The following is a 13,548-nucleotide window of genomic DNA, read 5'->3' as shown; positions in this document are numbered from 1 at the left end:
ACTCCATGCTGTGCAGCGTGAGGCCCGTCAGCCGACGCTGCGGGCGATGGACACGGCGACGGTCATTCGCCATAGATATCAAAATCGAAGTACTTCTGGCGAATCCGCTCGTAGGTGCCGTTGGCGCGAAGGGTCGCCAGCGCCTGGTTGAAACGGCCCGCCAGCGGATCATTCTTGCGCACGGCGATCCCAATACCCGTGCCGAAGTATTGTTCTTCGACGAAGTTTGGGCCAACAAATTCGAAATCCTTGCCTTCAGGACGCTTGAGCAGGCTTTCGTCGATGGCCACCGAACTGGCCATCGTCGCGTCCAGGCGTCCGCCCAGCAGGTCGAGGAAGACTTCGTTTTGCGAGCCATAACGGATCACCTCGGCCCCAGCCGGGGCAAATTTGTCGGTAACGTAACGATCGAAGTTGGTCGCCCGTTGCACGCCGATCCGCTTGCCTTTGAGCTGCGCGGGAATATCCTGGATGCCACTGCCCTTGCGAAACACCAGCCGCGCCGGAATCCGATAATAACGGTCGGTGAAGTCCACCGACTTCATCCGCTCCGGGGTGATCGACATGGAAGAAATCACCGCGTCGACTTTTTTCACCTTGAGCGCCGGGATCAAGCCGTCGAACTCCTGCTCCTGCCAGACGCAACGAACCTTCATCTCGGCGCAAAGCGCCTGGCCGATGTCATAGTCGAAGCCGACGATGGCGTTGTCCGGGGTTTTCGAGGCGAAGGGTGGGTATGCCGCCTCGATGCCGATGCGCAGCGAGGTTTCGGCGGCGTGCAGATTGGCGCCGAATGCCAGCAGCGAGACGAAGCCCAGCTTGAGTGCAATGCGTTTAACGTTCATTGATTAGCTCCGGATGCGATGTTATTGATTTCGGACGCTCCACGGGAAGTCGTCCGTTATGGCAGCAGCAATCTGAACAAGCGCGGGCGACCACTCTGGCGGTGGTCTTGCCCGATAGCGGCACAGCGGCGTCCGGCGGTCCTACACCGCCGCGGTCACGATCAGTTCCAGCAGGATCTGCGGGTCATCGAACACCACCTGTGCGGTGGCTCGCGCCGGGGTGTGCGCGGCGTCGACCCAGTCGCTCCAGATTGCGTTCATCGCAGCGAAATCGCGGCCCATGTCTTTCATCCAGATCTGCACGCTGAGCAGGCGGCGCTTGTCGCTGCCCGACGCGGCGAGCAATTCGTCGATCCGCTGCAGCACCTGGCGGGTCTGGCCCTGGATGTCCTGGTTGCAATCGGCGGCGACGATGCCGCTGAGCCAGGCCACGCCGTTGTGCACGACGCTGCGGCTCAGGCGCGGGTTGCTTTCGATACGTTGAATAGTCATGACGGTTCCTCGACGCAGTGACGTTCGCCGGCCAGTTGGGCCAGCGTGATGGGTTTGAGGGGGGGACGGATGCGGTAGTAACCGACTTCAGCGGGCGACACGCGGCGCTGGGCGGAGATGATCTGGGTGACGCTCAAGCCGCATTGGCGCCCTTGGCACGGGCCCATGCCGCAACGGCTGAAGGCTTTGGTCTGGTTGGGACCCAGGCAACCGAGGTCGACGTAGCGGCGGATAGCGCCAGCCGTGACTTCTTCGCAGCGACACACGATGACGTCGTCGGGTGGGACGCAACTTTCTGCCGGGGGGCGATACAACGCATCGATCAAGGGCCGCGCAGCACGAGCACGACGCAGGCCTTTCTCAAGGCCGCGTGCTCCACGGGAAACACCGGCAATCGCCATCGCAGCGAGTCGCCCTTCCAGGCGCGCCACCTGCGCGCCGCCAATCGCAGCGCCGTCACCGGCGATGAAAATGCCCGGTGCGCTGGTTTGGCCGAAGCCATCGCGCCGTGGAATCCAGCACAGCTGCGCCTCGCTCCAGTCATGCTCCAGGCGCAACGACCAACTGATCTGCGTGTGCGGAACCACACCCTGGTGCAATAAAATCAATCCGGCGGGCACTCGCAAGTGCTGCCCTCCACTGTCAAAGCTCAGTGCACTGGCGCAGTCCTCACCCTCGACACGCAGGTTGCCGGCACCGCGAAAGTGGCGGATGCCGCCACGCTTCAACTCGGCCAGCAGCCCCACGCCCTTGAACAAGTCGCGCCAGCCGCGCAACGCACCGGGAATCAGTCGCCAGGCCCGCAGCAGCTCGCGACGATGGCTGGTATCGACCAGCGCCTCGACGGCAATGCCGGCGCGCAGGTACTGCGCCGCCAGCAGGTACAACAGCGGACCGCAACCCGCCAGGACCACCGGCCCAGCCGGTACCAGCGTCGCGCTCTTGAGCAGGATCTGCCCCGCACCGGCCGTCATGACCCCAGGCAAGGTCCAGCCGGGAATCGGCATCGGCCGTTCGAAGGCGCCCGTGGCGATCAGCAGATGGCGCCCGCGCAAAACCTCTGCGCAGCCGTCGATCAGGTAGTGCACCTCACGCTGGGGGGTGACTTGCCAGATCGCCGCGTTGGGCAGGTAACGAGCCCCGCATTGGAGAAAATCCGCCGCCAGCTGCGCACCGGCGCTGTAGTCTTCGCCGAGCACCGCGCGGCTGCGGGCATCGGCTTGAAGCACCTGGCGATAAATCTGCCCGCCAGGACTGGCCTGCTCATCCAGCACCACGACCGACAATCCATGGTCCCTGGCCTCGATGGCGGCGCTCATGCCGGCCGGTCCGGCACCGATGATGATCAAGTCGATCACGGCGTTACTCATCGTTCCGCTCCTCGTTCGGCGCCAGGCTGACGGCGCCGCGTTGGCGTTGCACACGCATGCCCGGGCGCACCGCCACCAGGCACGACTGGACGTTGGCCTGGCCGTCCACTTGCACCAGGCATTCGAAGCACACGCCCATCAGGCAGTAGGGCGCAGCGGGCCTGCCGCTGACAGCGCTTTCACGGGTATGCCGGACTCCGCTGGCGAGCAGCGCCGCCGCAAGGCAGACTTCACCCGGCACGCTCAAGGGCTTGCCATCGAACTCGATCAGTACCTGGTTCTGCGAGACGGCCAAAGGCCGGAACAGGCTTTCAGCCGACATGACGCACCTCGGTTGGCGAATTGAAGCGCTGCAGGCCGAATGGCTTGACGGCTGGGTCATCGAACTCGCCGGCAATCCACGGGGCCAGGCGCAGGGCGTGAACAGCGGCCAAGGTCACGCCGCTGTGACAACTGACGACCGCCAGGCCCGGGCAGCCCTGGGGCATTTCGTAAATCGGAAACCCGTCGGCGCTCATCACCCGCAACGCGCCCCAGGCCCGCACCAGGCGTACGTCACCCAGCAGTGGGAAACACTGCACGGCGCGTCGGGCGATCGCGGCCATGACCTGGCTGCCGGTGCTGTCGTCGAAGCCGGCCGACTCATGGGAATCGCCCAGTTGCACGGTGCCCTCGTCGGTCTGGCGCACATACGTCGTGGGGTAATGGAGAAACGGCTTGAGTCGTTCGGTCACCAGGATCTGCCCGCGATTGGGTTGCACGGGCACGTCCAATCCGACCCTTTCGCCCAATGCCCGATTGCCCAGGCCCCCGGCCAGGACAACCTGAGCGGCAGACCAGCGCTGATCGGCGGCGCGCAGTTGCAAACCCGTGGCGTGCGGTTCGATGGCCTCGACGCGGTGACCATTGATCAACGTCACGCCACGCGCTTTGCAGGCCGCATACAGCGAACGCAACAGCTTGAGCGGGTTGACGTGACCATCCATGGGCGAGAAACAGCCGCCCACCACGTCGGGGCCGACACCCGGCAGACGGCCGCGCAGTTGTGCTCTGTCCAGCAGCTCATAGGGATAATCACCGTCGAGGGCCTCGCGCAGCCAGGCCAGGCGCGCGGCTTCCTCGGCCATTTCCGCTTCGCTCAGGCACAACTGGAAACCGCCCTGCTGGCGCAGATGGATATCGATACCCGTGTCGGCTTGCAGCGCTTCGGCGAAGCGCGGCCACAGCGCCACCGAATCACGGGTCCATTGTGCATACGGGCTCATTCCGTAGCCCTTGCCCTGGACCCAGAGCAAACCGAAGTTGCCACGGGCGGCGCGAATCGCGTCGTCGCCCTCGTCGAGCACGCTCACCTGGCGCCCGAGCAGGGCCAGGCCATAGGCAATGGACATACCCACTAGGCCGCCACCTACGATGATCACATCAGTTTTTTGCATGACTGCTTTATCGCTGTTCCAAAGGCCTTGAAGTACGGCGAAGTGCCGATTCATGGCCGGGCGAGTTCATGCGATCGATCCTAGGATGCTGCCACGCTCATTAAAAATGCTTTATTTTTGATAGCTCATGTCTTTTTGTTATGGGTGAGCATCCTTATGAACCTCCGCCAGCTGGAAGCGTTTCGCGCGGTGATCCTCGGCCAGACGGTGACCCGCGCCGCCGAAATGCTGCACATCTCGCAACCCGCCGCGACCCGGTTGATTGCCAGCCTGGAAGAAGACATCGGCTTCAGCCTGTTCGACCGTATCAAGGGCCGGCTGCAACCGACCGCCGAGGCGATGACGCTGTATCAGGAGGTGCAGCGCTCGCTGCTGGGGGTGGAGCGGATCGCGCGCACGGCCCAGGACATCCGCAACCTCAAGCGCGGTTCGCTGCACATTGCCTGCGCGCCGGCCATGGGTTTGTCGTTCCTGCCGCGGGCGATTGCCGCGTTCATGGCCGAGCATGAGCAGGTGCAGATCTCGCTGGTGGTGCATTCCTCGCGGGAAGTCGTCGACCTGGTGGTAGGCCAGCGCTGTGACCTGGGCCTGATCGTCCTGCCCAATACCTACCCGAGTCCCCGCGCCGAAAAGCTGCTGGCTACGCGCATGCTCTGCGCCCTGCCCGCCGGCCATCGGCTACAGGACCGCGCGTCCATCAAGCCGGAAGACCTGCAGGGCGAACGGTTCATTTCCTATCCGCAATCCATCGGCTCCCGGCAACACATCGACGCCATTTTCGCCGCTCACGGCGTCGAGCGTGAGCTGCGCCTGGAAACCCAATTGTCCCAACCGATGTGCACTTTTGTTGAGCAAGGCCTGGGCGTCGCCCTGGTAGACGCCATCAGTGCCGTTGAATACCGCGGCAACGGCATCGTCTTCCGTGCCTTCGAACCGGCCATTGAAATGGACTTCAGCATGCTGCTGCCAATCCATGGACCGCTGTCGAAACTGCAGGCGCGCTTCCTCGAACACATGCAGCGATTCATCGAGGCGCAAGTGCCGGCGGCCTATCGGTTTTAAAGCTGTCAATGGATCCATTGATAAACACCGATCATCTGCGCAACCACCAAAATCGTTGACAAGCAAATTAGTTAAGAGAGTTAATGGATCCACAGATAAAAACAAAACCAGCCTGGAGATCCCTCTCATGTACCCCAAGAACGCCTGGTACGTTGCCTGCACCCCGGACGAGATTGCCGACAAGCCGCTGGGCCGACAGATCTGTGGCGAGAAAATGGTTTTCTACCGCGGGCAAGCCGGCAAAGTCGCCGCCGTCGAGGACTTCTGTCCCCATCGAGGCGCACCGCTCTCGCTCGGTTATGTCGAGAATGGCAACTTGGTGTGTGGCTACCATGGGCTGGTCATGGGGGACGACGGCAAGACTGTCGAGATGCCCGGGCAACGGGTTCGGGGATTTCCTTGCAACAAGACCTTTGCCGTGCAGGAGCGCTACGGGTTTATCTGGGTCTGGCCGGGTGAGCAGGCATTGGCCGACCCCTCGCTGATCCACCCTCTGGAATGGGCGGAGAATCAGGAATGGGCGTATGGCGGCGGGCTCTTCCATATCCAGTGCGACTATCGCCTGATGATCGACAACCTGATGGACCTGACCCACGAAACCTACGTGCATGCCTCGAGCATCGGCCAGAAGGAAATCGATGAGGCACCGCCAGTGACCACGGTCGAAGGCGACGAGGTGGTCACCGCCCGCCACATGGAAAATATCATGGCTCCGCCCTTCTGGCGCATGGCGCTGCGCGGCAACAACCTGGCCGACGACGTACCGGTGGATCGCTGGCAGATCTGCCGATTCACCCCGCCCAGCCACGTAATGATCGAAGTCGGCGTGGCCCATGCCGGCCACGGTGGCTATCACGCCGCGCCGCAATGCAAGGCGTCGAGCATCGTCGTTGATTTCATCACGCCGGAAACCGAGACCTCCATCTGGTACTTCTGGGGCATGGCCCGCCACTTCCAGCCTCAGGACGAAGCGCTGACCGCGAGTATTCGCGAGGGCCAGGGCAAGATCTTCAGCGAAGACCTGGAGATGCTCGAACGCCAGCAGCGCAACCTGCTGGACCATCCGCAACGCAATCTGCTCAAGCTCAACATTGATGCCGGCGGCGTGCAGTCGCGTCGGGTACTGGAACGCTGGATCGCCCGCGAGCGTGAGCAACAGGCCGCCCTGATCGCCAGTACCCGGCAGCCGCAACACGCGGAGCAACGGCCATGATCGAAGTCCAGGTCGCGGCACGCACTATTGAAACCCCGGACATCTGCAGCTACGAGCTGACCAGCATCGACGGTCAGCCATTGCCGGCGTTTACCGCCGGCGCCCATATCGACGTGCATTTGCCCGATGGGCTGGTTCGCCAGTACTCGCTGTGCAACCACCCGGAGGAACGGCATCGCTACCTCATCGGCGTGCTCAGGGATCCCTCGTCACGAGGTGGCTCACGCAGCCTGCATGAACAAATCCAGCCGGGCGCACGGCTGCTGATCAGCGAACCGCGCAACCTGTTTGCCCTGGCCCCTGCGGCCCAGGGCAGCCTGCTGTTCGCCGGCGGCATCGGCATCACGCCGATCCTGTGCATGGCCGAGCACCTCGCCCAGAGCGGCGCCGCGTTCGCATTGCACTACTGTGCCCGGTCCCGGGACCGCGCCGCTTTTGTCCAACGCCTGGAGCAGTCGCCTTACGCCGACCGGGTATTCCTGCATTTCGATGAAGAACCCGCCACGGCACTGGATGCCGTTCGGGTACTGGCTTCGCCCAGCGCCGACCTGCACTTGTATGTCTGTGGTCCTGGCGGGTTCATGCAGCACATCCTCGACACCGCCAAGGCCCAGGGCTGGCAGGAAGCCAATCTGCACCGGGAATACTTCGCCGCGGCGCCGATCGACACCACAGGCGATGGCCGCTTCTCGGTGAAGCTTGCCAGCAGCGGCCAGGTTTTCGAGGTGCCGGCGGACCGCAGCGTGGTCCAGGTGTTGGAAAGCCACGGCATCGAGGTTCCGATTTCCTGCGAGCAAGGCGTCTGCGGCACCTGCCTGACCCGCGTGCTGGAAGGCGTGCCGGACCATCGGGACATGTTCCTGACCGAAGCCGAGCAAGCCTGCAACGACCAGTTCACGCCGTGCTGTTCGAGGTCGAGGACACCGTTGTTGGTGCTGGATCTCTGAGTACCAATCCTATGCGGGGTCTCTAAAACACCCTAATACCCTGTGGGAGCGAGCCTGCTCGCGAAAGCGGTCTGTCAGAAAATATTTATGTTTCTGACTAGCGCTTTCGCGAGCAGGCTCGCTCCCACAATAAAAAGGTCATTCAGTTCTAAGGATCACTTTCATCCGCTCATCCGCCAGCGTCGAGCCAAACACCTCGGCGTAGCGCAGGGTCGCGTTGGCGTGCTCGCGCATGATCGCCTCGGCCCGGGCGCCCTGGCGATTGACCAGCGCATCGAACACCGAATGATGCTGCATGTGGGCGTAGTTGAAGCGCCGGTATTCGCCGGCCATGTTCTGGCGGTCGACCGCCAGGGCCGTGACCGAGGCGAACGGCAAATGATCGTTGCGCGCCAGGGCGTCGGCGATGGCCGGGTTGTGGCTGCCCTCGACGATTACCTGGTGAAAACGCATGTTGAGGTCGTGATAGACCTCCAGGTCCTCTTCGGTCACATAACCTTTGGCGAACAGTTCGTCGCCATCGACCAGGCACTGCTCAAGCGCCCGGCGAGCCTCCTCGGACAAACCGCGTTCGGCGGTTTGCCGGGCAGCCAGGCCCTCCAGCACCCCACGAACTTCCACCGCCCCGGCAATCTCCTCGGCGCTGACCGAGCGCACCTGGAAACCCCGCCCGCCAAAACGCACCAGCAGCCCTTCCTGCTCCAGGGTGCGAAACGCCATGCGCACCGGCATCCGCGAGACGCCGAACAACTGCGCCGTGGGAATTTCCATCAGCCGCTCGCCGGCCGCCAGCTCGCCGGAGGCGATCATCCGACGCAACGCAACCAGCACCGTTTGGCCGGGCTTGCTCATCCAAGTGATTTCCAGAGAAGAGAGAGCCGCCATAGTAATTGCAATCAAATGTGGGAGCGAGCCTGCTCGCGAAAGCGGTGGTTCAGCAATATCCAATTCTCGCTGATACACCGCATTCGCGAGCAGGCTCGCTCCCACAGGGTTTGGTGTTAATTGCCAGCGCGCAGGACCGTTGGGTCTTCTCCCCGATACAGCGCCTCGACCTTCGCCGCGCGCCATTGCAACACGGCGCGCTGGTTGATCGAGCCCTTGTCGGTGATTTCGCCACGGTCGATGGAAGCGGGTTCGTCGAGCAGTGCGATCCACTCCACACGACTGGCGTTGCCGTTGGCTTCGCGGTTCAGGCGCTGCAACCAGTCGGCAAACCACTGGCGCACCGGCGGGCTGGCCAGGACCTCGGCGTCGCTGGCGTCCTGCGCCAGGCCCGAGAGGCGCCGGCAGTCATGCAGGCGCGGGAATACCAGCGCGCCCAGGTGCGGGCGGTCCGGCGCCGTCACCACCAGGTCCTGGACGTACGGCGTGCCCTCCAGCACCGCGCGGTTGCGCAACGGCCCGACGCTGACGAACACGCCGGAGGACAATTTGAAGTCTTCGGCGATGCGCCCGTCGAACATCAGCCCCAACTGCGGGTTGGCGGCATCGGCCAGCTTGATGGCGTCGCCCGAACAATAGAAACCGGCCTCGTCGAATACCTCGGCGGTCTGCTGCGGCGAACGCCAGTAGCCGGGCATGATGTGCGGCCCGCGAAAGCGCCCTTCGAACTTGCCGTCCACCGGCACCATCCGCACTTCGCAACCTGGCGCCGGCAAGCCGATGTAGCCGGCCATGGACAGCGGCCCGGTGGTGAAGGTGCAGGACGGCGACGCTTCGGTCATGCCCAGGCCGGCCATCATGCGGATGCGCTCGCCGCAATGCTGCTCGGCCACCTTGTCGAGGCGATCCCAGGTGCTCTGCGAAAGCCCCGCCGCGGCGAAGAAGAACAAACTGATGCGTTTGAAGAAGCGCTCGCGCAACTCAGCGTCCTGTTCCAGCGCGCTGACCAATTCTTCCCAGCCCTTGGGCACGGTCAGGTAAGCGGTTGGGGAAATTTCCTTGAGATTGCGCAAGGTTTCGGCGAAGCCCTGGACGGTGGGCTTGCCATCGTCCAGATAGAAGGTGCCGCCGTTGTACAGCACGATGCCGACGTTATGGCTGCCACCAAACGTATGGTTCCAGGGCAGCCAATCCACCAGCACTGGTGGTTCCTCGCCAAACACCGGGAAGGTCTGCAAGAGCATCTGCTGGTTGGCGCAAAGCATGCGTTGGGTGGTGATCACCGCCTTCGGCAGCTTGGTGGAGCCGGAGGTGAACAGGAACTTGGCGATGCTGTCCGGGCCGGTGGCGGTGAAAGCCCGCTCGGCCTCGCTGCCGCCCGGCTGCGCCAGCAGGCTGGCGAAGCTTGTCCTGGCGCGGCCGGGTATTTCTCCGCGCACGCTGACCAGGGGGATATCCATAGGCAATACCGCATTGATCGCGCGCTCGAACGGCGCGGCCTCGCTGACAAATATCAGCCCCGGCTGCAACAGGTCGCAGACGTGCCGCAACTTGGCGAAATCCTGGGACAGCAACGAATAGGCCGGCGACACCGGGCAATAGGGAATCCCGGCGTACATCGCGCCCAAGGCCATTTGCAAATGCTCGATGTCGTTACCCGAGAGCAGCGCCAGGGGTTTTTCGGCCGACAGGCCATAACGAAGCAGGCCTTGGGCAATGGCCCGCACGCTGTCGAGCATTTCCGCATAGCTGACGTGACGCCAATCGCCTTGGTTTTCGCGAGCGGCAATGAACGTCTGGTCCGGTCGCACCCGGGCCCAGTGCACCAGGCGATCGAGCAGGCGCGACGGCAACGGCGCCAAGGGCTCCAGGGAGCGCATCTGCAGGATGCCCTGCTCTTCCTTCACTTCAACGGCTGGATGCCCGATCGACACCTGGCGATAGCGCGCAGGTTCGGGCCGGGAGGATGATCTGAACTCGGAACTCACGGTGCATCTCCTCCATCAAGGCACACTCGGGTCGCTTGACGCGAGCGGAGCGTGGCAGCGTCTGGCTGCGGCCTTGTGATTGTCATGTCTGGCCTGCATCGGGCGATGGCTCGGGCGGCCCATCGCCGGCGATGCGACGGATTTTCAGATCGGGTAATGCCGTGGGCCGTTCTGCATCGTCACCCAGCGCAACTGGGTGAAATGCTCGATGGCGGCCTTGCCGCCAAAGCTGCCGTAGCCGCTGGACTTGACCCCGCCGAAGGGCATTTGCGCCTCGTCGTGCACGGTCGGGCCATTGATGTGGCAGATGCCGGATTCGATTCGTTGGGCCAGCGCCAGGGCGCGGCTGGTATCGCGGCTGAAGATCGCCGCCGACAGGCCGAACTCGGAATCGTTGGCCAGGCGCAGCAACGCTTCGTCACCGTCGCCGCGCAGCAACACCGCCACCGGTCCGAAGGACTCTTCGTGGTACAGGCGCATGTCCGGGGTGACCCCGTCGAGCAAGGTCGGTTGGAGGATGCTGCCGTCCAGTTGGCCGCCGGCGACTAGTCTGGCGCCTTTGGCCAGGGCATCGTCGATCAGGCCTTTGATGCGCAGTCCGGCGCTGGTGTCCACCAGCGAGCCCAGCACCGAATCACCCGCGGCAGGATCGCCGGCGCGCAGGGTCGCAATCTTCGCGGTCAGTCGGGCGACAAAGGCATCGGCCACGCTCGCGTCTACGATCAGGCGCTCGGTGGACATGCAGATCTGGCCCTGGTTGAAGTAGGCCCCAAACGCCGCCGCCTGCACCGCTGCGTCAAGATCGGCGTCATCGAGCACCAGCAGCGGTGCCTTGCCGCCCAGCTCCAGCAATGCCGGCTTGAGATGACGCGCCGACAGTTCGCCGACGATGCGGCCGACGTGGGTCGAGCCCGTGAAGTTGACCCGCCGTACCGCCGGGTTGGCGATCAGGCGCTCGACAATGGCCGGCGCATCCGTGGGCGCATTGCAGATGACATTGACCACGCCATCGCCCAGACCGGCGTCCTGCAGCACCTGGCCGATCAGGTGGTGCACGGCCGGGCTGACTTCCGAGGCCTTGAGTACCACAGTGTTGCCGCACGCCAGGGGCATGGCGATTGCGCGGGTGGCGAGAATGACCGGGGCGTTCCACGGCGCGATGCCCAACACCACGCCACACGGCTGACGCAAGGCCATGGCGAAACTGCCGGGCACGTCCGAAGGGATGACTTCGCCATTGATTTGCGTGGTCATGGAGGCGGCTTCGCGGAGCATGTTTGCAGCCAGATGCACATTGAAGCCGTACCAGTTGGCCATGGCGCCGGTTTCGCCAGCGGCGGCAATAAATTCGCCGCTGCGCGCCTGCAACTGCTCGGCCGCGCGCAACAGACGGGTGCGACGCTCGTTGGGCGCCAGCGCGGCCCAGGCCGGGAAGGCAGCGTGTGCGGCGGCCACGGCGGCGTCGGCATCTTCCAGCGTGGCGGCGGCCACGCGGGACACCACTTCACCGGTCACCGGGTTGCAGCGCTCGAAGGTCCGGCCATCGCGGGCCGGGCACGACTGGCCGCCAATCAACAGGGGCACGTCCAGCATGGTGATTCCTCTTTATTGTCTTTATCGGGAACACGTTCACAGTAGCGCCGAGGGCCTTGGACGAACAACCTGCGGGCCCACGATGGCGCCCGCCGCGCTGTCGTCTCAGCGTTTGTAGGTTTGCAGGCCCGGCTTGATGCTCTTGTCGTCCAGGAACTGCTTCATGCCCTGCTCGCGGCCGCCCTCGGTGTCGAGCAGGCGCGACTGGTCCAGCTTGGCGTAGAGGTAGTCCTCGTTCTGCTCCCAGGTCAGCTCGCGGCAACGCTTGAAACCATGCTTGGCCGCGCGCAGCACCACCGGGTTTTTCTCCAGCAGGTTGCGCGCCAGCTCCACGGTGACCTCACGCAGCTGTGCCAGGGGTACGCTTTCATTGACCAGGCCCATCTCCGCGGCTTTTTTCCCGCCGAAGGTCTTGCCGGTCATGATGTAGTACAGGGATTGGCGATGGCCCACGGTATCGGCCATGGCTTTGCTCACGAGGTTGCCGGGCGGGATGCCCCAGTTGATTTCCGAAAGGCCGAAGGTGGCTTCGTCGGCGCAGATCGCCAGGTCGCACGCCACCAGCGGGCTGAAGCCGCCGCCGAAGCACCAGCCGTTGACCATGGCAATGGTCGGCTTGGCGTACATGCGCAGCAGTTTCCATTGCCATTGCGAGGCTTCGCGACGGATTTTTTCCTGGAGGATTTCCGGCCCGGCATCCACTTCGCGGAAATATTCCTTGAGGTCCATGCCGGCGGTCCAGGCCTCCCCCGCACCGGTCAGCACCAGCACGCCAGCGGCGGGATCCTGTTCCAGGGTCTCCAGCACATCGATCATCTCGCGGTTGAGGGTCGGGCTCATGGCGTTGCGTTTTTCCGGGCGATTGAGGGTTACCCAGGCGATGCCTTCCTCGATGTCGACCTTGACCGTTGTCCAGCGACCTTCGTAATTGCTCATGGCGCGTGCTCTCTTGTTCTTGGCTGAAGATGGAGAAAAACTAACCTTGAATATTAGTTATGTCAATTAACTATTAATCGATTTATCTGTATTTTCCTGGCGGCCTGGATGCAACGCCGGAGAACAAAAAATACCAGCGACCGTAGCCACCGAGCGGCAACCCCGGCAAACTGGATAGCCTTGTTAATCACTGACCTTGAGGATGCACCTTTCGATGGCCAAGTCTTCCAAGCTTGCCGAAGCCGCCGCCGCGCCCCTGGCCGACGGTACCGACACGCAGGCGCCGCTGGATTCCGCGCTGGATGACCTGATCGGTTACGCCTTGCGTCGTGCGCAGTTGAAACTGTTCCAGAACCTGATCAGCCGTCTCGCGGTCCACGACTTGCGACCGGCCCAGTTCTCGGCCCTGGCGATCATCGACCAGAACCCCGGCCTGATGCAGGCCGATCTGGCCAAGGCGCTGGCCATCGAGCCACCGCAAGTGGTGCCCTTGTTGAACAAACTGGAAAGCCGCGCCCTGGCCGTACGGGTGCGCTGCAAGCCGGACAAGCGCTCCTACGGGATTTTCCTGAGCAAGACCGGCGAAACCCTACTCAAGGAGCTCAAGCAGATCGCCGCCCAGAGCGACCTGGACTCCACCGCCGCCCTCAATGGTGCCGAGCGCGAGGAACTGCTGCGGTTGCTGAAGAAGGTTTATCAGTAGGGAACCTCGCGGTTATCTCTGTGGCGAGGGGATTTATCCCCGCTGGACTGCGCAGCAGTCCCTCCCCCTTGGACGCCT

At 63.5% G+C, this 13,548-nt stretch carries 13 protein-coding genes; 4 read left to right on the top strand and 9 right to left on the bottom strand.

Annotated features, from left to right (window positions below; translation table 11 throughout):
* Positions 1–62 precede the first annotated feature (62 nt).
* From J3P84_RS13280 to J3P84_RS13260, 5 genes are all read right to left on the bottom strand, one after another.
* Complete coding sequence (locus tag J3P84_RS13280) at positions 63–845, bottom strand: ABC transporter substrate-binding protein (RefSeq protein ID WP_434630907.1); 783 nt, start codon at positions 843–845, stop codon at positions 63–65.
* Positions 846–986: 141 nt separating this feature from the next.
* Positions 987–1,337, bottom strand: a complete 351-nt coding sequence (locus J3P84_RS13275; RefSeq protein WP_434630904.1) for a RidA family protein — start codon at positions 1,335–1,337, stop codon at positions 987–989.
* Positions 1,334–2,707: an FAD-dependent oxidoreductase gene (locus J3P84_RS13270; RefSeq protein WP_434630901.1), complete on the bottom strand. Its 1,374-nt coding sequence runs from the start codon at positions 2,705–2,707 to the stop codon at positions 1,334–1,336. Before J3P84_RS13270 ends, J3P84_RS13275 begins: the two co-directional genes overlap by 4 nt.
* On the bottom strand, positions 2,700–3,029 hold the full coding sequence (locus J3P84_RS13265) for a (2Fe-2S)-binding protein (protein ID WP_434630898.1): 330 nt from the start codon (positions 3,027–3,029) through the stop codon (positions 2,700–2,702). The genes J3P84_RS13270 and J3P84_RS13265 overlap by 8 nt, the downstream gene beginning before the upstream one ends.
* Positions 3,019–4,143, bottom strand: a complete 1,125-nt coding sequence (locus tag J3P84_RS13260; protein ID WP_434630895.1) for an NAD(P)/FAD-dependent oxidoreductase — start codon at positions 4,141–4,143, stop codon at positions 3,019–3,021. The genes J3P84_RS13265 and J3P84_RS13260 overlap by 11 nt, the downstream gene beginning before the upstream one ends.
* 156 nt (positions 4,144–4,299) lie before the next feature.
* Here J3P84_RS13260 and J3P84_RS13255 point away from each other — a divergent pair, with 156 nt between their 5' ends.
* The 3 genes from J3P84_RS13255 (at position 4,300) to J3P84_RS13245 (ending at position 7,365) form a co-directional block, all read left to right on the top strand.
* Positions 4,300–5,205, top strand: coding sequence for a LysR substrate-binding domain-containing protein (locus J3P84_RS13255; RefSeq protein ID WP_434630892.1), 906 nt, complete (start codon positions 4,300–4,302; stop codon positions 5,203–5,205).
* Between the two features lie 127 nt (positions 5,206–5,332).
* The gene (locus tag J3P84_RS13250; protein ID WP_434630890.1) at positions 5,333–6,418 is read left to right on the top strand and encodes a Rieske 2Fe-2S domain-containing protein; all 1,086 of its coding nucleotides are present in this window, start codon (positions 5,333–5,335) and stop codon (positions 6,416–6,418) included.
* Positions 6,415–7,365, top strand: coding sequence for a PDR/VanB family oxidoreductase (locus J3P84_RS13245; RefSeq protein WP_434630887.1), 951 nt, complete (start codon positions 6,415–6,417; stop codon positions 7,363–7,365). The genes J3P84_RS13250 and J3P84_RS13245 overlap by 4 nt, the downstream gene beginning before the upstream one ends.
* Before the next feature lie 138 nt (positions 7,366–7,503).
* Here the strand turns inward: J3P84_RS13245 and J3P84_RS13240 are convergent, their stop codons facing one another.
* The 4 genes from J3P84_RS13240 to J3P84_RS13225 all read right to left on the bottom strand — a co-directional run bounded on the left by J3P84_RS13240 (position 7,504) and on the right by J3P84_RS13225 (position 12,767).
* Positions 7,504–8,217 (bottom strand): GntR family transcriptional regulator, encoded by a 714-nt coding sequence (locus J3P84_RS13240; protein WP_434630884.1) that lies wholly within the window; start codon positions 8,215–8,217, stop codon positions 7,504–7,506.
* Between the two features lie 149 nt (positions 8,218–8,366).
* The gene (locus tag J3P84_RS13235; RefSeq protein ID WP_434630882.1) at positions 8,367–10,238 is read right to left on the bottom strand and encodes a feruloyl-CoA synthase; all 1,872 of its coding nucleotides are present in this window, start codon (positions 10,236–10,238) and stop codon (positions 8,367–8,369) included.
* A 144-nt stretch (positions 10,239–10,382) separates the two neighbouring features.
* Positions 10,383–11,831 (bottom strand): aldehyde dehydrogenase, encoded by a 1,449-nt coding sequence (locus J3P84_RS13230; protein WP_434630879.1) that lies wholly within the window; start codon positions 11,829–11,831, stop codon positions 10,383–10,385.
* A 105-nt stretch (positions 11,832–11,936) separates the two neighbouring features.
* Positions 11,937–12,767, bottom strand: a complete 831-nt coding sequence (locus tag J3P84_RS13225; protein ID WP_305500902.1) for a p-hydroxycinnamoyl CoA hydratase/lyase — start codon at positions 12,765–12,767, stop codon at positions 11,937–11,939.
* A gap of 214 nt (positions 12,768–12,981) precedes the next feature.
* Between J3P84_RS13225 and J3P84_RS13220 the strand changes: the two genes are divergently transcribed.
* Positions 12,982–13,470 (top strand): MarR family winged helix-turn-helix transcriptional regulator, encoded by a 489-nt coding sequence (locus J3P84_RS13220; protein WP_434574059.1) that lies wholly within the window; start codon positions 12,982–12,984, stop codon positions 13,468–13,470.
* Positions 13,471–13,548: the final 78 nt, after the last annotated feature.

Source organism: Pseudomonas sp. Z1-29 (genome assembly GCF_051131995.1).
Classification (GTDB): Bacteria; Pseudomonadota; Gammaproteobacteria; order Pseudomonadales; family Pseudomonadaceae; genus Aquipseudomonas.
This window is presented reverse-complemented; position numbering and strand designations above follow the sequence as displayed.